Annotated in this window: 19 protein-coding genes and 3 tRNA genes; 8 read left to right on the forward strand and 14 right to left on the reverse strand. The window is 58.8% G+C overall.

Annotated elements, in window-relative coordinates:
* Positions 1–14: 14 nt before the first annotated feature.
* The 5 genes from MTP36_RS14795 to ruvC form a co-directional block, all read right to left on the reverse strand.
* Positions 15–854 carry an energy-coupling factor transporter ATPase gene (locus MTP36_RS14795; RefSeq protein ID WP_249251854.1) on the reverse strand — a complete coding sequence of 280 codons (840 nt, stop codon included), beginning with the start codon at positions 852–854 and terminating at the stop codon, positions 15–17.
* 111 nt (positions 855–965) lie between these two features.
* Positions 966–1,841 (reverse strand): class I SAM-dependent methyltransferase, encoded by an 876-nt coding sequence (locus MTP36_RS14800; protein ID WP_005921982.1) that lies wholly within the window; start codon positions 1,839–1,841, stop codon positions 966–968.
* 47 nt (positions 1,842–1,888) lie between these two features.
* Positions 1,889–2,944, reverse strand: coding sequence for a Holliday junction branch migration DNA helicase RuvB (gene ruvB, locus MTP36_RS14805; protein ID WP_055186645.1), 1,056 nt, complete (start codon positions 2,942–2,944; stop codon positions 1,889–1,891).
* A gap of 3 nt (positions 2,945–2,947) precedes the next feature.
* Entirely contained in the window at positions 2,948–3,559 is a 612-nt protein-coding gene (gene ruvA / locus MTP36_RS14810) for a Holliday junction branch migration protein RuvA (protein WP_055186644.1), read from the reverse strand.
* Between the two features lie 258 nt (positions 3,560–3,817).
* Positions 3,818–4,330 carry a crossover junction endodeoxyribonuclease RuvC gene (ruvC, locus tag MTP36_RS14815; protein WP_005921987.1) on the reverse strand — a complete coding sequence of 171 codons (513 nt, stop codon included), beginning with the start codon at positions 4,328–4,330 and terminating at the stop codon, positions 3,818–3,820.
* Between the two features lie 232 nt (positions 4,331–4,562).
* Between ruvC and MTP36_RS14820 the strand changes: the two genes are divergently transcribed.
* The 3 genes from MTP36_RS14820 (at position 4,563) to MTP36_RS14830 (ending at position 6,226) form a co-directional block, all read left to right on the forward strand.
* Positions 4,563–4,638, forward strand: a tRNA-Val gene (locus tag MTP36_RS14820).
* A 438-nt stretch (positions 4,639–5,076) separates the two neighbouring features.
* Positions 5,077–5,733, forward strand: coding sequence for a hypothetical protein (locus MTP36_RS14825; protein ID WP_004851532.1), 657 nt, complete (start codon positions 5,077–5,079; stop codon positions 5,731–5,733).
* A gap of 73 nt (positions 5,734–5,806) precedes the next feature.
* Positions 5,807–6,226, forward strand: a complete 420-nt coding sequence (locus MTP36_RS14830; protein WP_249251862.1) for a PPC domain-containing DNA-binding protein — start codon at positions 5,807–5,809, stop codon at positions 6,224–6,226.
* Between the two features lie 57 nt (positions 6,227–6,283).
* On the opposite strand, the gene MTP36_RS14835 is transcribed toward MTP36_RS14830, so the two are convergent.
* Entirely contained in the window at positions 6,284–7,699 is a 1,416-nt protein-coding gene (locus MTP36_RS14835; protein ID WP_249251877.1) for a lipase family protein, read from the reverse strand.
* Between the two features lie 743 nt (positions 7,700–8,442).
* Positions 8,443–9,327: a LysR family transcriptional regulator gene (locus MTP36_RS14840; protein WP_015537220.1), complete on the reverse strand. Its 885-nt coding sequence runs from the start codon at positions 9,325–9,327 to the stop codon at positions 8,443–8,445.
* Between the two features lie 247 nt (positions 9,328–9,574).
* On the opposite strand from MTP36_RS14840, the gene MTP36_RS14845 reads away from it, so the two are divergent.
* Positions 9,575–10,321, forward strand: coding sequence for a TraX family protein (locus MTP36_RS14845; RefSeq protein WP_249251885.1), 747 nt, complete (start codon positions 9,575–9,577; stop codon positions 10,319–10,321).
* A gap of 748 nt (positions 10,322–11,069) precedes the next feature.
* Here the strand turns inward: MTP36_RS14845 and MTP36_RS14850 are convergent.
* Together MTP36_RS14850 and MTP36_RS14855 are read right to left on the reverse strand one after the other, a co-directional pair.
* Positions 11,070–11,163, reverse strand: a tRNA-Ser gene (locus tag MTP36_RS14850).
* Between the two features lie 34 nt (positions 11,164–11,197).
* Positions 11,198–11,285, reverse strand: a tRNA-Ser gene (locus tag MTP36_RS14855).
* A 231-nt stretch (positions 11,286–11,516) separates the two neighbouring features.
* Between MTP36_RS14855 and MTP36_RS14860 the strand changes: the two genes are divergently transcribed.
* The 4 genes from MTP36_RS14860 to MTP36_RS14875 all read left to right on the forward strand — a co-directional run bounded on the left by MTP36_RS14860 (position 11,517) and on the right by MTP36_RS14875 (position 15,147).
* Entirely contained in the window at positions 11,517–12,149 is a 633-nt protein-coding gene (locus tag MTP36_RS14860) for a LexA family protein (RefSeq protein WP_055186311.1), read from the forward strand.
* A gap of 150 nt (positions 12,150–12,299) precedes the next feature.
* Positions 12,300–13,658 (forward strand): putative DNA modification/repair radical SAM protein, encoded by a 1,359-nt coding sequence (locus MTP36_RS14865; protein ID WP_249251895.1) that lies wholly within the window; start codon positions 12,300–12,302, stop codon positions 13,656–13,658.
* Positions 13,637–14,434 (forward strand): TIGR03915 family putative DNA repair protein, encoded by a 798-nt coding sequence (locus MTP36_RS14870; RefSeq protein ID WP_249251905.1) that lies wholly within the window; start codon positions 13,637–13,639, stop codon positions 14,432–14,434. Before MTP36_RS14865 ends, MTP36_RS14870 begins: the two co-directional genes overlap by 22 nt.
* Positions 14,435–14,670: 236 nt before the next feature.
* Positions 14,671–15,147, forward strand: a complete 477-nt coding sequence (locus MTP36_RS14875; protein ID WP_005921677.1) for a peptidylprolyl isomerase — start codon at positions 14,671–14,673, stop codon at positions 15,145–15,147.
* Between the two features lie 61 nt (positions 15,148–15,208).
* Here MTP36_RS14875 and MTP36_RS14880 read toward each other — a convergent pair whose 3' ends face one another.
* The 5 genes from MTP36_RS14880 to MTP36_RS14900 all read right to left on the reverse strand — a co-directional run bounded on the left by MTP36_RS14880 (position 15,209) and on the right by MTP36_RS14900 (position 21,070).
* Positions 15,209–16,615 carry an NAD(P)/FAD-dependent oxidoreductase gene (locus tag MTP36_RS14880; protein WP_055186306.1) on the reverse strand — a complete coding sequence of 469 codons (1,407 nt, stop codon included), beginning with the start codon at positions 16,613–16,615 and terminating at the stop codon, positions 15,209–15,211.
* A gap of 88 nt (positions 16,616–16,703) precedes the next feature.
* Entirely contained in the window at positions 16,704–17,408 is a 705-nt protein-coding gene (locus MTP36_RS14885) for an HdeD family acid-resistance protein (RefSeq protein ID WP_118657985.1), read from the reverse strand.
* Positions 17,409–17,454: 46 nt separating this feature from the next.
* Positions 17,455–18,840 (reverse strand): MATE family efflux transporter, encoded by a 1,386-nt coding sequence (locus MTP36_RS14890; protein ID WP_249251907.1) that lies wholly within the window; start codon positions 18,838–18,840, stop codon positions 17,455–17,457.
* Between the two features lie 208 nt (positions 18,841–19,048).
* Entirely contained in the window at positions 19,049–19,651 is a 603-nt protein-coding gene (locus tag MTP36_RS14895) for a cytidylate kinase-like family protein (protein ID WP_055186304.1), read from the reverse strand.
* A gap of 39 nt (positions 19,652–19,690) precedes the next feature.
* Positions 19,691–21,070, reverse strand: coding sequence for a hypothetical protein (locus tag MTP36_RS14900; RefSeq protein ID WP_249251909.1), 1,380 nt, complete (start codon positions 21,068–21,070; stop codon positions 19,691–19,693).
* Positions 21,071–21,081 lie beyond the last annotated feature (11 nt).

Raw genomic sequence — 21,081 nt, forward strand, 5'->3', positions numbered from 1 at the left:
TTCGTCCGCCCCCCTTACTGCAGCAGTTCATACAGCGCCTGTGCGCAGGCGCCGGTGTCGATGATGCCCTCCGGCATCGGGATACCGGCCTTCACCAGCTCGTCCCGCAGCTCGGCGGCCTGCGGCACGTCCAGATGCAGACTGCGCACCTTTTCGGTCTGGCTGAACACCTCTTTCGGGGTGCCCTCCATCACCACATGACCCTTGCTCATCACCAGCACACGGTCGGCCTGTGCGGCTTCTTCCATATAGTGGGTGATGGAAACCACCGTGATGCCCATGTTCCTGTTCAGGTAGTGGATGGTCTGCATCACCTGCTCGCGGCCGCGCGGGTCCAGCATGGCGGTGGCTTCGTCCAAGATCAGGCAGTCCGGGCGCATGGCAACCACACCGGCAATCGCTACGCGCTGCTTCTGACCGCCGGAAAGGTTGTGGGGTGCGCGCTCGCGGTATTCGTAGATGCCGGCCATCTTCATGGAGTCGTCCACCCGGCGGCGCATCTCGTCCTGCGGCACGCCGAGGTTTTCCAGCGCAAAAGCCACGTCCTCTTCCACCACGGTGGCAACGATCTGGTTGTCCGGGTTCTGGAACACCATGCCCACGGTCTGGCGGATATCGTAGAGCTTGTCCTCATCTGCGGTATCCATGCCCTCCACATACACCTTGCCGCTCTCCGGCAGCAAAATGGCGTTGAAGTGCTTGGCCAGCGTGGATTTACCACAGCCGTTTGCACCCAGCACCGCCACGAACTCCCCGCGCTTTATCTGCGCAGATACGCCGTCCAGCGCGTAGACCGGCTGCTCGGCATCGTAGCGGAACTTCAAATTTTCAGCAGTTAAAATCGTATCACTCATGCTTTGTTTCTCTTTCTGGTGGTGCGCCCCTCCGAAAGGGGCTGTACCCCATTCTTAGCATATATTTATCTCAGTCACGGCTGTCGCCGTGACTGAGATAATATTTTACTTTCATTCTTCCCAAATGGCGGTGGCGCCGCAGGGCACCACGCCACCGGTGGCAGACACCGGCAGGCCGATCTCGTCGCAGCTGGTCTTGCCGCCAAAGCGGGGCACCAGCGTGGTCTTGAGCATATACTCCATGACCGCCGGGGACAGGCCGGTGGTGTAGCTGTTGACCGCAAAAAACAGCGGGGTATCGCTGAGCACTTCTTCGCACTGGCTGATGAGGTCGTAGATGCAATCCTCCAGCTTCCAGATCTCGCCGCCGGGGCCGCGCCCGTAGCTGGGCGGGTCCATGATGATGCCATCGTAGGTGTTGCCCCGGCGCTTTTCCCGCGCCACGAACTTGGCGCAGTCATCCACCAGCCAGCGGATGGGCTTATCGGTCAGGCCGCTTGCCACGGCGTTGTCCTTGCCCCATGCCACGATGCCCTTGGAGGCATCCACATGGCAGACGGTAGCACCGGCAGCGGCGCAAGCCAGCGTAGCGCCGCCGGTGTAGCCGAACAGGTTCAGCACCTTTACCGGGCGGTTCGCGGCGCGGATCTTCTGCTGGTACCACGCCCAGTTGACCGCCTGCTCCGGGAACACACCGGTGTGCTTGAAGCCGGTGGGGCTGACGATGAGGGTGAGCTTATCCTCTCCCTCGCCGCAGCTGATCTTCCACTTTTCCGGCAGACGGCGGCGGTACTCCCACTCGCCGCCGCCCTGATTGGAGCGGTGGTAGATAGCATCTGCCTTTGCCCACAGGGGGCTCTGCTTGGGGGTCTTCCACACCACCTGCGGGTCGGGGCGGATGAGCAAAGTTTCTCCCCAGCGTTCCAGCCGGTTGCCGTCGGTGGCATCCAGCAGTTCGTAATCTTTCCAAGTATCTGCAGGGCGCATAGCGTCCTCCTTCCGTTTATCGCGTCAAAAGTCCTATATATAATAAGTCAGAACAGGCTCTGCTGGCCGTTTTCCTCGGCGCTGCCGGTCTCCGGAGCTTTCATGCCCAGATGCTCATAGGCAAGGCGGGTGGCGCAGCGTCCGCGCGGGGTACGGGTCAAAAAGCCCATCTGCATCAGATACGGCTCGCACAGATCTTCCAGCGTGACCGCCTCCTCGCCCAGCGCGGCAGCCAGCGTTTCCAGACCTACCGGGCCGCCGTTGTACATCTCGATGATGGCGCGCAGCAGGCTGCGGTCCAGCTCATCCAGACCCAGCGCGTCCACGTCCATCCGCTTCAGACCCAGCAGCGCCACGTCCCGATCGATGATGCCGTCACCCAGCACGGTGGCAAAGTCGCGGATGCGCTTCAAAAAGCGGTTCGCCACGCGGGGCGTACCACGGCTGCACTTTGCCAGCTCATAAGCGCCTTCCGGGGTGATGGGCTGATCCAGAATGCCCGCCGACCGCATGATGATGCGGGAAAGCTCGTCCGGGCTGTACAGTTCCAGCTTGAGCAGCACGCCAAAGCGGTCGCGCAGCGGGCCGGTGATCTGTCCGGCGCGGGTGGTAGCGCCCACCAGCGTGAAGCGGGGCAGATTGATACGGATGCTCTGGGCGCTGGGGCCTTTGCCGATCATGATATCCAGCGCGTAGTCCTCCAGCGCGGGATACAGCACCTCCTCCACCTGCCGGGACAGGCGGTGGATCTCGTCGATGAACAGCACATCGCCCTCCTGCAGGTTGGTCAGCAGGGCAGCAAGGTCGCCGGGCTTTTCAATAGCCGGGCCGCTGGTGATGCGGATCTGCACCCCCATCTCGTTGGCAATGATGCCCGCCAGCGTAGTCTTGCCCAGACCCGGCGGGCCGTAGAGCAGAATGTGATCCACCGGCTCGCCCCGGCGCTTGGCGGCTTCCAGATAAATTTTAAGGTTCTGCTTGGCCTTTTCCTGCCCGATGTAGTCCTCCAGATGCTGCGGGCGGAGGTTATTTTCCTCACTGTCCGCCGGGGTCATGGCGGGCTGCATCATTTTTGCGCCATACAGCGCGGTATCGTCCTGCATTGCTTACCTCCTGCCTGCCATGCTGCGCAAGGCCAGCTTGATGATCTCTTCCACCGGCAGCGTGGCATCGATCTTTGCGATGGCCAGCGCCGCCTCGCTCTGGCTGTAGCCCAGCGACACCAGCGCTGCAATGGCCTGTGCACTGCTTTGGGTCGCGGGCGTGTCGGCGGCAGAGCCGGCCACATCCTCCAGCGAGATGCCGTCCACAAAGCCCTTGGCCACCTTATCCTTCAGTTCCAGCACGATGCGCTGCGCCAGCTTCGGCCCCACGCCGGAAGCAGCCTTGAACGCCTTGTGGTCCCCCGCCGAGATGGCCAACGCCACCCGCTGCGGCTCCATGACGCTGAGGATGGCCAGCCCCACCTTGGGACCCACGCCGGACACGGCGGTCAGCATCTCAAAGCAGGCCTGCTGCTCCTCGGTGGCAAAGCCGTACAGGCTCACATCGTTCTCAGTCACGCTCATCACGGTGTACAGGGTAGTTTCCTGCCCCACACCGGGCAGCGCCCCCGCCACGCTGGCCGGGCACTGGGTATAGTAGCCCACGCCGCCGCAGCTGAGCACCACGGCATTCAGGCTTTTTTTCACGATTTTTCCAGTCAGACAGTAGATCATAGAATCCTCTCAGTCAAGACCCGCCGCTTTGCAGGCATAGAAATCAATTTTCCTCTAAAGGCTTCCCCCGGTCGGGGGAAGTTGTCACCGAAGGTGACTGATGAGGGCGCAGACAAGCGGCAGTTTACGGAAAATTACCCCTCATCCGTCTGCTCACTGCGTTCGCAGCCACCTTCCCCCCAAGGGGTGAAGGCTTTTGCTCTGGGGCAATCTTCAAAAGTTGATTTCCGTGCCCCGCAGGGCGGCTGTGGTATGCGGTCAGATGGGGCCCGCCACCCGGCGGGTGTAGCGGTTGAGCTGGTTGCCGTTGGTGTGGCAGAAGGTAATGGCCATGGCCAGCGCATCGGCGGTATCGTCCGGCTTTGGCACGGCGGGCAGGTGCAGCAGCACCCGGGTCATCTCCTGCACCTGCTTTTTCACGGCCTTGCCGTAGCCGGTGACCGCCTGCTTGACCTGCATAGGGGTGTACTCGTAGATGGGCAGCCCCGCCTGCGCCGCCGCCAGCAGTATGACCCCGCGCGCCTCGGCTACGCCGATCACGGTGGTCTGGTTGTGCTGGTAGAACAGCTTTTCGATGGCCAGCACCTCGGGCTTTGTGCGTTCGATGACCTCCTTGATGCCGGTATACACCTCGTCCAGCCGCCGCTCAAACGGTACGCCTGCGTCCGTGCACACCGCGCCGAAATCCACCGGCGCAAAGCGGTTGCCCGCATACTCCACCACGCCCCAGCCCACGATGGCGTAACCGGGGTCGATGCCCAAAACTCTCATGCTGTGTTCCCTTTCCGACACTACTCCTATTATAGTTTTCTATTATAGCACAACGTCTGGTTGGGGGCAACAAGAAAGCTGTTGCCAGCCGCCCCAAAACCCGCGCTGCACCGCACAGAAGCCGGGTTTCGGGGTGCTTTTTCAAAAAAGTTTTACAATTTTTGAAAAAAGCCTTGCTTTTTGGCATCGGATATGGTATTATAATCTAGCTGATTTTGGCAAAACAGAATATGGACGGTTAGCTCAGCTGGTAGAGCATCTGCTTGACGTGCAGGAGGTCACAGGTTCGAGTCCTGTACCGTCCACCATACAGTTCGTACTCGAACCCGATTCTTTACGAAAAAGGGTTCGGGTACGTTTTTTGTTTATCGGAGGTTCTGCGGAAGGACTACTCGGAACGGTAAACGAGCAAAGGCAGGGTATCACTATGATAGTGGTATCCTGCCTTTTGCTTTGCGGAATCAAGTTCGCTTTGTGCGAACTTGGTCGTCCCCCTATATGGCGCGTTTGGGAGTAGTCGCTGCGTACGTGCGTACCGGGAGCCTGTACACCTCTGACAAGGTGTAACACACTAGACTTTGTGCCAAAGTCTGTGTGCCAAGAGGTCAAGCCCCTTAGAATCCCTGCGGAGCGTGTACGCACGTACGCAGAAAAATGGCAAAATTTCACTATATCGGGGTGTTCTTTCATTGGAGAGTATGGTATACTCGGCTTAGTTCAACAAATAAGAATTTGTGAGGGTAATTATGATAAATTTTTTGAATGATATAAGGAATGCAGAAAATCCAATATCCAATAATAGAAAACTTATAAATACCATAGCGATATTGTTTCTCGGAATAGCTTTGGGAACTTTCTCAAAATATCTGGATTTTCGTCAAACTGAACTTCCAGGTGTGCTTATGGCAATAAATGGAGTCTTAGATATTGGTAATTTTCTTGGGCGTTTTGCAATCTGGATATTGATTGCACTGTGTATTTCTATTTATAGCAATTCTGCAATAAGAGCAAGCATCAATGTTTTTGTATTCTTTGTTGGTATGGTTGCAAGCTACTATTTGTATTCAAACTATATTGCAGGATTTTTCCCAAGAAGTTATGCGATGATTTGGTTTGGATTTACAGCTGTTTCTCCATTATTGGCTTTTGTCTGTTGGTATGCAAAGGGGAAAAGCAAACTGGCATTTATACTATCAGCGCTGATTTTGGCAGTATTGTTCAATATGTGCTTTGTATATGGATGCTGGTATTTTAATGCAAAATCTGTTTTGGAAGTGATAGTCTTTATTATTGGACTTATTGTTTTGAGGAGAGACACATTGAGGAGTTCTGCGCTAATGGGAACGATTAGTATAGTTCTTGCAGTTTTACTTGATATGGTTATTCCATTTCATTTTGGATAAACAATTCCAGTTTGCCGCACTCGTTCCCGGCAAAAGGCAGCGCACAAAACCCACATAAAGGAGATGCTTCCCCATGGAATACAAACGTTTTGGCAATAAGATCATTGCACGCATCGACAAGGACGAGGAGATCCTTGAACAGGTCAAAGAGCTTGCCCTGAAGGAAAACATCCGCCTTGCCGCCGTGCAGGCGCTGGGTGCTACCAACAACTTCACGGTGGGCGTATATAATGTGGCAGAAAAGCAATACCACGCCAACACCTTCAGCGGCAGCTTTGAGATCGTGTCCCTGACCGGCACCATCAACACCATGAACGGTGCGTTCTACACCCACCTGCACATGAGCGCCGGAAACGACAAGGGCGAGGTGTTCGGCGGGCATCTGAACCGGGCGGTGGTCAGCGCCACCTGTGAGATGGTGGTGGATGTTCTGGACGGCACGGTAGACCGCCAGTACGACCCCGTTACCGGGCTGAACCTGTTCAAGTTCTGAGCTTTGCCGTAAAACGAACCAAGGCCGCCGCGCGATGTCTGCGCAGCGGCCTTTTGCTTATAGTTCTTCCTGCCGGGTGTAGGGCTCCATGCCATGGTCGGCGGGGTCGTAGGATTCCAGCACGGTGATGTAGTTTTCCTGAAAGTGGCACATCACGGTCTTTAAAATGCCGCTCAGCTGCCCTTTTACCGTGATGGTGGACAGCACAAAGTCTGCCACCAGCTGCACGGTATCCGGCTGCAATTCAAAGCACAGACCGACCGCCAGCATAGGGATGACGATCTGCTGCGCCTGCAGCGGCACCGCGCTGCCAAGCTTTTCCAGCACCGGGCGGCTCAGCGCCGAAGCCGCCTGTACGCTGCGCTCCACCTTTTCCTGTGGGAAGCGCCGCATCAGCTCCATGCTGCGCAGCTGTGCCACCACGGCAGCATCGTCCCGTATGATGCCCCGGGTCACTTCTTCCTCCGTGCGGGTGGTCGCGCATTGCAGCATACAGCGCATGGCGTCCTCGTAGTCCTCGTAGTAGGTCTGACGGTCGCAGAACAGATCCAGCATGGAGCGCAGCACGGCATCGGTCTCCTCGGAGACAGCCAGCCGCCCGAAGTCTATCGGCGTGCCCTCCATCCGTGTGCTGCGGTCGTTCAGCGCCTCCAGTTCCTCCGGGATAACCGTAGAGGGCAGAAAGCGGTCGTTGCCGTTGCGATAAAAGCCCCACGCTGCGGGCAGGATGCGGGGGATGACGTCGCCGCTGGAAACGATATTGAAGATGTTGCTGGTGCCCCAGTCCTTTTTCAGCCTGCCGTCTGCCGTGTGGTTGTTGTCAAAATCCTGCTGAAATTCGTGGCAGTCTGCCGCCGTCAGAGCTGCCGGGGCGGCAAAGGTATAGACGTAGGTGTTTTTCTTTTCCAGCTGCGGCAGCACGGCGGGCAGACGCGCTGCCACAAGGTTGGTCACGCCGCCGCCCCGGCTGTACCCGCCCATCCAGAGCTTCAGGGTGCCCAGCGGCTGACGCTTTGCCGACGCCTGAACGTATCCGCGTATTTTTTCAACCAGCTGCCGCGCCGCCGTCACAAAGCCGGTGTGGGCGCTGCCAGGCCCTGCATGAAGGTTGCCGGACCACTCAGCTCCATAGCCGGAGCCGCGCAGGAACGCCCCGATGATAGTCACCTGTCTGCCGCCGCGCACCAGCGTTTTGCGGGCGATGGCACAGGCCACGGTGTCCGGGGTGTCGTTCAGGCTGTGGGTATAGTTGAACAGCTGCACCTCGGTAAAGCCCAGCTTTGCAAAGGCGTCCCGGATATGGTCGGCGCGGCCGACCTCGCCTTCCATCCAATAGCGCTGGTCGCTCTCCCATGTACAGTCGGTGGCGATTGCCATGCCCAAGGTGGCCAGCGCCAGCTGGTTGTCGTACTCCGTGGCAGGGTGGTCGAACAGGCTGTCGCTGTAATAGTAGTCGTGCCGCAGCGGGAGCAAGTGCTCCCGCCGCAAGGGTCACCGCAAGACCCTTGCAAAAATCCCGTCGTTTCATGGTTTCATCCCCTCACATCCGTCTCTGCGGCCTGTACACCGCAGGCTTTTTTATAGTATAATCCTTTTTGCCGCCGGATGCAATTTTTACTTGCGGCGGCAGACGGGACAATTTGAAATGCCCTCCGCTTGCGCTCTGGGCATAATCAGCGGAATTGGATTTTTTATTCGGGATTCAGAAAAGCCTGCGGGCTTTTCTGAATCCCCTTTTCACGGGAGGGATTGGGAACGAACTCCCTCAGTCAAAGCCTACCGGCTTTGACAGCTCCCTCCGGGAGGGAGCCTTTGGCATGACGGCACTGTTTCCGGCTGAAGCGCAAAGCTTGCGGGCGTACCCGCTCCCCCTCGGGGGAGCTGTCGCGCAGCGACTGAGGGGCTTTGAATCGGCGGAGCCGGAAAAAACGGTTAAAAGATCTTCACGCCGAACAGGCGTGAATCTTCAGTTTTTTCCGGTGTAGCCCTCCTCTTTGGGGTTAAAAGGGGCGAGCAGCCCCTTTTTCGTGGCTCCAGCGCGTCGAAATCGCTGGTGGTTTTCTGGTTCTCTTTTGCCACCAAAAGAGAACATCCCTCGGCTACCACCTCCTACCCCGCAGCGCTGTAACTACCGTTTGTCTTTACACTTCTCTATAAAAATTCAACCGGCAAGCTCCGCAGAACTTCCCGGTTGATAAATACCATAATATTCTTTATTACAGCGAAAGATCCAGCTCGTGGCAGTACTCCACGATATGGTGGAACATCTGCTCCACGGCGGGAGCCATGGAGGCCGGGCGCTGCACGGCCAGACCCACCACGCGGTACTCCTCCGGCTCGATGGGGTACACCTTGACGGCGGCTTTGCAGTCCCGCAGCAGCATCTGCGGCATGATGGAGATGCCAAGCCCGGCCTCCACCATGGCAATGTTGGACTGGTCGTCGATGACGTGGCAGCGGCGCTCGGTGCCGATCTTGTATTTCTTGAGGAACTGGCGCATCTCGGCGTCGGTAGCGTCGCACTGCACCACAAAGCTCTGGCCGTTCATCAGCGCCGGAGTCATTACGCCATCCTGCGGCTCCGGCCAGTCCTGCGGCACGATGCACAGCAGCGGCTCCCGGAACAGCTCGGTGAGGTTGAACTCCTCCCGGCAGGTAGAGGACAGGAAGGCGATGTCCACCTGACCGGTGCGCAGCCACTCCTTGACATCATCGTAGGTGCCCTGATATACTTCGATCTCGATCTGCGGATAATGCGCCGCAAAGCTTTTCAGCAGCCCGGGCAGCAGCGAGGCGCACACCGAGTTGAATACACCCAGCTTTACCTTACCCTTTTCCAAGCCGTTCAGGCGGGCGATGCTCTGCTTCAGCGCCTCGTCACTGTTCAGCACATCACGGATAGAGGGATACAGGGAAGCGCCGTAACTGGTCATGGATACGCCGTTTTTACCGCGGTTGAACAGGGCAAAGCCCAGCTCCTCCTCCATTACGGCAATGGCGTGACTGATAGCCGAGGGGGTCAGATGCAGCTGCTGTGCCGCCTTGTTGAAGCTGCCCTGCCGGGCCACGGCATCAAAAATTTCGTAGGAAAAAAGCGTCATGCCCAAAGCCTCCTTCCGTCTTTACTGGTTCGGAGACGCCTGATTCTCTGTGAATCTTTTTCATCTTTCATTTGAGATAGTTCAATTATCTTCTTGATTGTACTATCCTGCGCCTTTTCTGTCAAGCATTTTGCCCCGATTTTTGCACGTTCTGTGCAGATTTTGCCGCGATTTTTGCAGGAAATGCCGTCCTTCCTCCGTTATAGTTCCTGTAACGATTTTTAACGACCTGAACGAGGTATTTTTTATGACCGCACTATCCCCGCGCCGCACTTTCAGCGGCACTGCTCTTAAAACCATTGCCTGCATTACCATGCTGGTGGACCACATCGGCGCGTCCTGCATCGAGGCGGGCATCCTTGTGCCCGGGCTGGACGCCGGCACCCTCTCGCAGGACACCCTTTCTGCCTACCCGCTGTACCGGCTGGACATGGTGCTGCGCTTCACCGGGCGGCTGGCCTTTCCGCTGTTCTGCTTTTTACTGGTGGAGGGCTTTGTGCACACTCACAACGTCAAAGACTACCTTGGGCGGCTGGTGCTGTTCGGCCTTCTGAGCGAAGTACCTTTTGACCTTGCGTTCTTCCGCACCCCCTTTGACCCCAGTGCGCAGAACGTTTACTGGACGCTGGCGCTGGGCGTGCTGGCTATGGCAGGACTCAAACGCTTTGAAAAGGAAAACGGCCTGCCCGGCTGGCAGGGGCTTGTATGGGCGGGCGGGTGCGCCGCACTGGCGCTGGCTGCCAATACCGACTACAACGCCAGCGGCGTGATCATCATCTGCGCGCTGTACCTCACCCGCACAAACCGCAAGCGGCAGTGCCTTGCAGGCGCGCTGCTGTTCTTGTTCGAGCTCACCGCCCCGCTGGCCTTTGTGCTGGTCTGGTTCTATAACGGGCAGCGCGGCGCGTGCAGTCCGCTGCAAAAGAAAGCCTTTTACTGGTTCTACCCGGTGCACCTGCTGGTGCTGGCAGGCATCACGAATCTGCTGCTGTAAAGCTTTTCCGGTTCAGCTGGCTCACCGCTGCAAGACGAAACGATTGGGAATGCCCTCCGCGTTGCTCTGGGCATATTCAGCGGAAAAATTATTTTTAATTAGAACAAGCCCGGAAAGTCTGCGGACTTTCCGGGCTTGTATTTTCACGGGTGGGGTCGTGAAGGAAAACGGCATTTGCAGCGCCGCTTTCTGCGAAAGCGCGGCGCTGCGGGAAAAGGGCTTGCCAGCTCTCCCAAAGGGAGAGCCCTTGGCATGGCGGTACAGTTTCCGGCTAAACCGCAAAGCTTGCGAGCGCAGCCGCTCCCCCTGGGGGGAGCTGTCGCGCAGCGACTGAGGGGCTATAAATGGAGAAGCGAAAAAAGTGTTAAAGCGATAGCGCCGACTGGCGCAGCGCTAGCTTTTTTGTGCTTCGACTTCTTCTTTAGGATTGTTAAGGGCGTGCAGCCCTTGACCCGTTGCGGGGTGGGTGGAGTCCAGAGGTAGGGAGGGGGGAGTCGGAACACCCCTCCCTGCCTCTGGCCCAGCGGAGCGTCTTTGCACGCCGAAAGCAATCAGAAACTTTCCGTCCTAACCGCAAACCTTCTCCCATGCCAAAGGCTCCCTCTCCGAGGGAGCTGGCAAAGCCGTCAGGTTTTGACTGAGAGAGTTCAGGCGCCTCCTTGGGGGAGCTGCCGAACGGAGCGAGACTGAAGGGGTCACAAAAAAGGAAAATCCCCCGCAGTTTTCACGAAACTACGAGGGATTTTCTTGGCGGAGTAGGAGGGATTTGAACCCTCGCGCCGTTGTTTAGACGACCTACGCCCTTAGCAGGGGCGCCTCTTCGGCCTCTTGAGTACTACTCCAGAGCAAAGTGCATTACACTTATTCAATAAAAAATGGCGGAGAGAGTGGGATTCGAACCCACGGTACGTTGCCGTACGGCAGTTTTCAAGACTGCTTCCTTAAACCACTCGGACATCTCTCCTTGTGGACACTCGCGTTACGCCGTGTCGAATGCCTATTTACTTTACCAGATTTACGCTGTTCTGTCAAGCCCTTATGCAAATTTTTTCTTTTTTCTGTACGGCAACTGTACAACGGGCGCATTTATCACAACCTTTATTCGAAGTTTTTTTGGAATTTCTCTTTACAGAAACACCTTTTTGTTGTATAATAAAACCAACATAAACCACCCATCGGGAAAAGGAGCATCATCATGTCGTTTTCAGAGCTATTGAAGCAGTGCCGCAAAAAGCAGGGCGTCAGCCAAGCGGAGCTTGCCTCCAGACTGGGGGTCACACAGCAGGCTGTCGGCAAGTGGGAAAGCGGCAAGTCCTCCCCCGACCCCTCCACCGTGGCCCGCATTGCGGAGCTGTTGAACACCACGGCGGACTATCTGCTGGGGTTGTACCGCCCGGTCAGCAATGTTTCTGCCCCCGAGGAGCGCTTTTTCGGCAGCTATACCGAGAGCCTGATCCCGGTCATCGGCACGGTGAAGGCCGGTTACGGCGCACTGGCCTTTGAGGAGGACTACGGGCAGGAGTACGCCCGGGTGAAAGACCCCGCCAACTATTTTTATCTGGTGGTGCGCGGCGACAGCATGGAGCCCCGCATTCAGGACGGCGACCTTGCGCTGGTGCACAAGCAGGACACGCTGGAAAACGGCGATCTGGGCGTGCTGATCTACGGCGACGAGGGCGAGGGCACCCTGAAGCGCTACATCCAGCGCGGCAACTGCGTGGTGCTGCAGCCCTTCAACCCCGCCTATCATGAAATGGTCATCAAGGGCGAGGAGCTGAACCACCTGCACATTGCAGGCCGCGTGGTAGAGACCAAGGCCAAGTGGTAAGCGGAACCCTCTCAGTCATCGCTACGCGATGACTGAGAGGGTTCGCGGCCAGACGCCCCCTGTTTTTCATAAAGCCATCTGCTGTTTTGCGTATGGCTTTATTTTTTGACCCTTTTTTCCGATTTTATCCTCTTTGGAGGTGTTTTTTGCATGGAACAGACCCTGATGGATAAGCTGACCATTTTGGCCGACAGCGCCAAATATGACGTTGCCTGCACCTCCAGTGGGGCGTCCCGCACCGCGCGCCCGGGCACGGTGGGCAGCTGCTACGCGCCGGGCTGCTGCCACGCCTTTACCGCCGATGGCCGCTGCGTCAGCCTGCTCAAGGTGCTGATGACCAACTGCTGCTCCTTCGACTGCGGCTACTGCGTCAACCGCCGCTCCAACGATATCCCCCGCGCCACCTTTGCGCCCCGGGAGCTGGCAGAGCTGACCATGGAGTTCTACCGCCGCAACTACATCGAGGGGCTGTTTTTGTCCAGTGCGGTGCTGGGCACCCCGGACTACACCACCGAGCGGATGCTGGCGGTGCTGCGTCTGCTGCGGGGTGAATACCGCTTTGGGGGCTACATCCACGCCAAGGCTATTCCGGGCACAAGCCCGGAGCTTGTGCAGCAGCTGGGGTATCTGGCCGACCGCCTGAGCGTGAACGTGGAATTGCCCAGCGAGCGCAGCCTGAACCTGCTGGCCCCGGACAAGGGGCGGCACTCCATCTTCCGCCCCATGAAGCAGATCGCGGTGTCCGGCGCTGCCAGCCGGGAGGAGCTTACCCTCTACCGCCACGCGCCCAAATTCGCCCCCGCCGGGCAAAGCACCCAGATGATCGTGGGCGCTTCGCCGGAGACAGACTACCACATCTTAAAACTGACCGAGGGAATGTACCACAAATACGGGCTGAAGCGGGTGTTCTACTCCGCTTACATCCCGGTAGCCGAGGACACCCGTCTGCCCGCACTGGACACAAAGCCGCCCCTTCTGCGGGAGCACCGGCTGTATCAGGCAGACTGGCTGCTGCGGTTCTACCAGTTCGAGGCGGACGAAATTTTAGATAAGGATAACCCCAACTTCAACCCCTATCTGGACCCCAAATGCAACTGGGCGGTGCAGCACTACGGGCTGTTCCCGGTGGATGTGAACCGCGCCCCCTTCGAGATGCTGCTGCGGGTGCCGGGCATCGGCCCCAAAAGCGCCCGGCGCATCTGGCGCGCCCGCAAGCAGGCGGCGCTGGGTCTGGACGAGCTCAAGCGCATGGGCGTGGTGCTCAAGCGGGCGCAGTACTTCATCACCTGCCGGGGCTTTTCCGGGGCGCACCCGGGGCGCGGCAGTGCCGGGCGGGAGCGCATTACCCGGGCGCTCATCGACCCCAACGTATTCAGCGGCAGCTGCGAGCAGCTGAGCCTGTTCAGCCCGCCTGCTGTGGACAACCTCATCGGGCAGGGCGTGCCGCCCCGGGCGGCTGTCCGCATGGTAAGGGAGGAGGCGGTGCAATGTCTTGCCAAGACGCTGTAAGCCCCAAGGGGGCGCGCAAGCTGCACGATGCCGACGTGGTCTACCTGTACGACGGCAGCTTTGAGGGTTTTCTGTGCTGCGTATACGAAAGCTTTGCCCAGCATGAGCTTCCCTTTGCGGTGTGGACGCCCCAGCGGGAGACCGCCACCCTCTACCCGGTCAAGGACATTGCCACCGACCCCGCCATCGCCCGGCGGGTGTTCGCCAGCTTTGGCAAAAAGCTGGGCGCAGAGACCGAGTATCTTGTCAGCCGGGATTTTCTCTCCGGGCAGGAGGACAAGGAGCTGCTGTTGCTCCGCTTTCTGCATCTGGCTTTTGCGCTGGGCCCGGGTACGGTCAAGCGGGAGGGGCATCCGGTGGTCGCGCCCCTCCACGCCATGAAAAAAAGTCTGGACTGGGAGGTAGACAAGTTTCAGGGCTTTGTGCGGTTCGAGGAGCATGACGGGATGCTGGGCGCGGTCATCCACCCCAAAAATTATATCCTCCCCCTGCTGCGCCCGCACTTCTGCGGACGCTTCCCGGAGGAGGATTTCATGATCTACGATGCCGTCCATCAGGCGGTGCTGCTGCACGAGGGGCGCAGCACCCGGCTGCTGAAGCTGGCAGCGCCCTTGGAGCTGCCGCCGCCCAGTGCGCGGGAGCAGCAGTTTCAGGCGCTGTGGACGCAGTTCTACAAAACGCTGGAGATCAAGGCGCGCCACAACGAAAAAGGCCGCATGACCCATTGCCCCAAGCGCTTCTGGGCGGATATGGTGGAGATGCAGGGGGAATTGTAATTATTTTTTGTGGCACGATTCTAGCACAAAAGCCCGGTTGCGTCCACCAACCAGAGCGCAAACTCCGGTTGCGGCGCACATTTTTAGCCTATTGGGGCAGATAATTCACAAAAACGTTGCATCTGCATCGTTGCAACGGGCAAAACCTATGGTATACTATAAGGGATATCCGGGCAGTCATTTCTGCCACCAACACCCCCGCTGCGGGGTCAACACAAAAGGAGTATTGTAGCGTTATGGTTCGCATTACTATGGAAGACGGCGGCATCATCGACATCGAGCTGAACGAGGAAGTTGCCCCCATCACCTGTGAGAATTTCAAAAAGCTGGTCAAAGAAGGCTTTTACAACGGCCTGACCTTCCACCGTGTCATCCCCGGCTTTATGATCCAGGGCGGCTGCCCGCTGGGCACCGGCACCGGCGGCCCGGGCTGGAACATCAAGGGCGAGTTTGCCGCTAACGGCGTCAACAACCCCCTCAAGCACACCCGCGGTGTGATCAGCATGGCCCGCAGCATGAACCCCAACAGCGCAGGCAGCCAGTTCTTCATCATGCATCAGGATGCCCCCCATCTGGACGGCCAGTACGCCGCCTTTGGCAAGGTGGTTGCCGGCATGGACGTTGTGGATAAGATCGCTGCTGTCCGCACCGACTGGAACGACAAGCCCACCACCCCGGTCAAAATGGCCACTGTGGAGCTCATCGAGGGCTAAAATGTGATAACAAAAAATCCCGACACCTTGCGGTGCCGGGATTTTTTATTATAGATAACTTTTAGCAGCCTTCTTTTTCAGCCAGCTTGCGGCCCATCAGCACGCCCATGACCGAAGCCATCATCAATCCGCGCGTCCAGCCGGAGGAGTCGCCCAGACAGTGCAGACCCTGAATGTTGGTGTCAAGGTTCTCGTCCATCTTCACCTTGTTGGAGTAGAACTTCAGCTCCGGGCTGTACAGCAGGGTCTCGTTGGCGGCAAAGCCGGGCACGACCATGTCCAGCATCTTGATGAACTCGATGATGTTGGTCATGGCGCGGTAGGGCATGGCGGCGGTGATATCACCGGCCACGGCATCCTTCAACGTGGGCTTCACGTTGGACTGTGCCAGCTCCTTCTGCCAAGTGCGCTTGCCGTCCAGAATATCACCGTAGCGCTGCACCATGATGTGACCTGCGCCCAGCATATTGGTCAGCTCACCCACCTTCTGTGCATAGGCGATAGGCTGGTTGAAGGGCTCGGTAAAGTTGTGGGACACCAGAATGGCAAGGTTGGTGTTCGGGCTCTTCTTTTCCTTAAAGCTGTGGCCATTGACCACCGCAAGGTCGTTGTCGTAGTTCTCCTGCGCCACAAAGCCGCCGGGGTTCTGGCAGAAAGTGCGCACCTTGTTCTTCCACGGCTTCGGGTAGCCGATGAGTTTGGACTCATACAGCACCTTGTTCACCTTTTCCATCACCTCGTTGCGGCACTCCACACGCACGCCGATGTCCACCGTGCCGGGCTTGTGAGCGATGTGGTGCTCTGCGCAGAGCTTTTCCAGCCAGTCTGCGCCGCGGCGTCCGGTGCCGATGACCACCTCGTCCGCATACACGGGCAGCAGGCTGTCGCCGTCCTTCAGCAGCACGCCCTTGCAGCCGTCCTCTTCCAGAATGATATTCTCGCACTCGGTATTGAAGCGCATCTCCACGCCGTTGTCTGCCAGATAGTTCTGGATGGCCAGATACAGCTCCTGTGCCTTCTCGGTGCCCAGATGGCGGATGGGGCAATCCACCAGCTTCAGACCCGCGTGGATGGCGTTTTTGCGGATCTCCTTGATGTCCTCACCGGTGTAGATGCCCTCTACATGGGGGTCTGCGCCGAACTCCAGATAGATCTTATCGGTGTAGTCGATCAGCTCCTGCGCAAACTCCTCCCCGATGAGGGTGGGCAGGTCGCCGCCCACCTCGTAGGAAAGGCTCAGCTTGCCATCCGAAAACGCGCCCGCACCGGAAAAGCCGGTGGTGATGGCGCAGGTGGGGCGGCAGTTGACGCAGTGGCCTACCTCTGCCTTGGGGCAGTGGCGTTTTTCCACCGGCTTGCCCTTTTCCACCAGCAGCATCTTCTTTTTGCTGCCGTGGCGCAGCAGCTCCACAGCGGTAAAGATGCCGGCAGGGCCCGCACCCACGATGATCAGATCGTACTTTTCCATGATTTTGTTCCTTTTTCCTTTTCTTGATAATTTGGTGTAGAACCCTCTCAGGCAACGCCTGACGGCGTTGCCTGAGAGGGTTTATTCTTTACTCCCGCTCCTCCTGCTCCACGGTGGCGCTCTCGTCCACATGGTCCAGCTCCACGGCGGTGGCTTCTGCATCGGTGCGGGTCACGTCCGGGGCGACAACGCCATCGCCGTTCAAATCCTCACCGGTAATGCTTTCCAGTACGGACTGGGTCTCCGGGTGCAGCTTTGCAAAGCGGCGCACCGCAAGGATGGTGTACAGGGCGCTGAGCAGGTTGATGGCACCCTCTACGATCAGGATGACGCCGATGGCCATCACCAGTGTTTCCATGGCGCCGAAGGGGTTCAAAATCAGCACCACGCCCAGCACCACGCTGAGCACCGGCAGCAGCAGAAAGCCCTTCCAGCTGTCGTAGCCGCAGCGGCGCAGGTCTAAAGCGTTCTGCACCCGGCCAATGGCGTCAAAGATAACGAACAGGCCGAACACAATGGGCAAAATGCTTACCACGATATCGCTGCGCAGCAGCAGAAAAACACCCAGCGCAAGGCAGATAAGGCCGGAGATCAGGGTAAGCTGGCTCTGGAACACCCCGCGCTCCACCACAAAGTAGCGGATCAGCTGCACCGCTGCGCAGGCCAGCACCACGCCGCCCAGCGCGTAGCAGACGATGTTCAGCGCCGTGCCGGGCTTCATGACCAGAAAAATGCCCAGCCCGACATACAGCAGGCTCATGAGGATCAGGTTCCACTTCAGCTTTTTTACCATAGAGATCACGTTCCTTTCGTTTGCAGGGCCGCTGCCCGCACCCGGGTCAGTGGTACAGGGGTGCGATGGTGGTCTTGTTGATACGGGCATAGAAGGCCAGGCTCATCAGGATGCTGACGACTTCCGCAATGAGGAAGGCCCACCAGACATTGTTGACGCTGCCGGTCTGTGCCAGCAGCCACGCTGCCGGCAGCAGCACGAACAGCTGGCGGCAGACCGAAACGATGAGGCTAAAGACACCGTTGCCCAGCGCCTGAAACACCGAGCTGAGCACGATGCTGACACCCGCCAGCAGGAAATGCAGGCAGATGATGCGCATGGCCGGGATGCCGATGGCCAGCATGGCGTCGCTGGCGGCAAAGATGCTCAGCACCTGCCCGGGCGCAAACTGGAAGATGCAGAAGCCTGCCAGCATGATGCCTTCGGCGTAGCACACCGCCAGCTTGATGGTCTTTTTCACGCGGTTGGGTCTGCGGGCACCGTAGTTGTAGCCGATGATGGGCACCATGCCGTTGTTCAGGCCGAAAATGGGCATGAACACGAAGCTTTGCAGCTTGAAGTAGACGCCGAACACCGCCACAGCCGTGGCAGAGAAGGCCATCAAAATCAGGTTCATGCCGAAGGTCATCAGGCTGCCCACGCACTGCATGGCAATGCTGGGCAGACCCACGGTGTAGATGCGGCCAATGGTCTTGGCGCTGGGCCGGAAGCCCTTGAAGCTGATCTGGATATCCGGGTTTTTGCGGGTGTTGAAGTACAGCGTCATGCCTGCACCGCAGAACTGGCCGATGACCGTAGCCACCGCCGCGCCGGTGGTGCCGGACAGCGCCTGCCCGCAGTAGCCGAAGATGAAGATGGGGTCCAGAATGATGTTCACCACTGCACCCACCAGCTGGCTGATCATGCTCAGCTGGGTGCGGCCGGTGGCCGCCAGCAGCTTTTCGCCCATGGTCTGGGTGAAAATGCCCAGACTGAAGATGCAGCAAACCGACAGATACCGGATGCCCTGCTGCGCGATGACGGGGTCACTTGTCTGGGCGTAGAAGTAGGGTTTCATACAGGTAAAGCCGATGACAAAAAACACCGCAAAGCTGCACAGGGAAAGGAAGATGCCGTTTTCTGCGGTGGCGTTGGCGCGGCTCTGGTTCTTTTCGCCAAGGCTCTTGCTCAGCAGGGCGTTCACGCCCACGCCGGTGCCCACACCCACGGCGATCATGACGTTCTGCAGCGAAAAGGCCAGCGATACGGCGGTGAGGGCGCTCTCGCTGACATGGGACACGAACACCGAGTCCACCACATTATACAGCGCCTGCACCAGCATGGAGATCATCATCGGGATGCTGAGTTTCAGCAAAAGCGGGTTGATCTCCATGGTGCCCATGATATTTTCCCGCACCTCGGCGGGTGCGGTCTGCGATTGATTTGTTTTCACGATTTCTCCTTTTGAACACTTGGGATTGGGGATGCTGCGGCATGGATACCGCTCTCAGTCAACGCCGCAGCCACTAAAGCCTTCCCCCCAAGGGGGGAAGCCTTCAGAAGGTATACGCTCTGTAAGAACTTCCCTTGCCGGAAACATGGGCAGGGCGCAGAAGCGCCCTGCCCACGTTCTGTCGTTGTTTATTGGGTCTTGCCGGGGGTCACAGCGTCTTTTCCTTTGCGGCGGCTGCGTCTAAGATCATCTTCACGCAGGTCTCGCGGCCAAGGGCGGCGTTAATGGCCAGATCGTAGTTGTGGGCATCGCCCCAGCGGTTCTGGGTATAGTAGTTGTAGTAGGCCGAGCGGTTGCGGTCGGTCTTTTCCACCTCGTCTTTGATGCCCTTTTCGTCCTTGGCCTTTACCAAGGGGTTGGTCTTGGCGTACTGCAAGCGCCACTCCTTGGGTGCATACACGAACACCCGCAGCACGTCCTTGCGCTCCCGCAGAACGTAGTCACCGCAGCGGCCAAGGATCACGCAGGGGCCTTCCTCGGCCAGCTGCTTGATGATACGGCTCTGCAGAATGAACACCTGATCGCCCAGCGGCAGCTCGTTACCCATGGTGTACAGGCTGTACAGCAGGCTGTGGGTGTGCCGTTTCTCGCTGGCGGCAACAGCCTCCTCCGACAAGCCGGAGTTCTTTGCTGCCATGGTGATCAGCTCCTTGTCGTAAAGCTTGATGCCCAGTGCATTTGCCACGTCCTCTGCGATGTAGCGTCCGCCGGTGCAGTACTCACGGCCCAAAGTGATGATCGTCTTTGCCATAATGTGTTCCTCCTGTTTCATATATCGCCCTGAAAAAGCTTACGGCTGTGCCGGGGCGTCCCCGGTCTGGCCGCTGGCCTTGGGTTCTGTGCTTGCAGGTACGGGGGTCGGCTTCGGCAGCCGTACCTCTGCTACCCGCATGGTGCCGGTCTGATCCACTGCATACACGCTGTAGCGCCCGCCTGCGGCCAGCAGCTCCGGCGGGAACTGTACCCCGCCGTCCTCGGTGCGGGTACAGCGCAAAAAGGTGCGGTGGGCAGTGGTGGCGTGCGCCACGCCGTCGTGGGGCGCGCAGGCGATCCAGCCGGAAAAGCTTTCCGGCAGGTCTGCGGGCTCTCCCCGCCGCTCAAAGTAGTAAACGCCCGGCTGGGTGCCGGCGCGCAGGTCACACCGCAGCCGCCGGGGACGGTCGGCCTCAGTCTCCCGCTGCTTTGGCCGCAGAGCAATGGCTTTGCCGGTAAAGTAACGCATAAAATCCACCAGCGCCATGGTGCAGTTCACTGCGCCGTCGGTATCGGCGGTGGGGTCGTTCAGCAGCACAAAGTCTGCCATCACGGCGTCATCGTGGCCAAAACCGCGCAGCCCCATCCACAGCCGCGACGGGTCGCGCTGGCCGCGCACCCGCCGCTCCACCTGCACCGCCACCGAGCAGCCGTCGTGGATCTGCTCCCGCAGGTCGGCAAGGTCCATCCACGCCTGCCAGCAGGGGTAGCCGCAGCAGCCTGCGGCGGCAGCAGCAAAGGCGGTGTTGCCGGTAGAGCGGGTGCTGCCGTCCTCCATGGCGTAGGCCACTTCCTCCGGCAGGATATCCTCGCCCCAGCGGTTCATCAGCGCCGCCATGACCAGCGGCAGATCCATCTCCCGCCCAAAGCTGGGGTCGTGGGCGGAAAGGCAGTATTCCGGCAGATAGAGCCGCCGGTTCAGCGGGTGGCCGTTGTGCTTTTCCCACGCAAGAGGACGCACCGCCGCGGCCAGCAGACGCACCGCCGGGCTAACTTTATCGTTGTTGGTGGAAAGGTTCACCTGCAATTGCACGCCGGTGCCACCGCCCGGGGCGGCTACCGTGACGGTATCGCCCATCAAAAAGATCATGCCGTCCTCGCTCTGGCTGGACACGCTGCACCGGGGGTAATCCGGTGCCCACTTGCCAAAGCTCATCCAGCTTGTCCACGCCCCTGCTGCGTACACCCGGCAGCGCACCTCCACCATGGTGTCCCGGGGTGCATGGGCGTTCCAGCTGACGTTCAGGTTGCAGAAGGCCGGCATGGCAAACTCCGGGGTGGTGTAGCTGCCGTACAAAAGGCTGCGCCCGGCTACGCTATCCAGCACCAGTGCGCCGTTTTCCAGCGCAAGGTTGTCCAGCTGCCCGCGGGAAAAGGTCTCCGTCCCCTGCAGCACAAGATTATTCCGTTGTTCCATGGGACATCGCT

It is taken from the genome of Faecalibacterium sp. I4-1-79, from assembly GCF_023347235.1.
GTDB classification, from domain to species: domain Bacteria; phylum Bacillota; class Clostridia; order Oscillospirales; family Ruminococcaceae; genus Faecalibacterium; species Faecalibacterium tardum.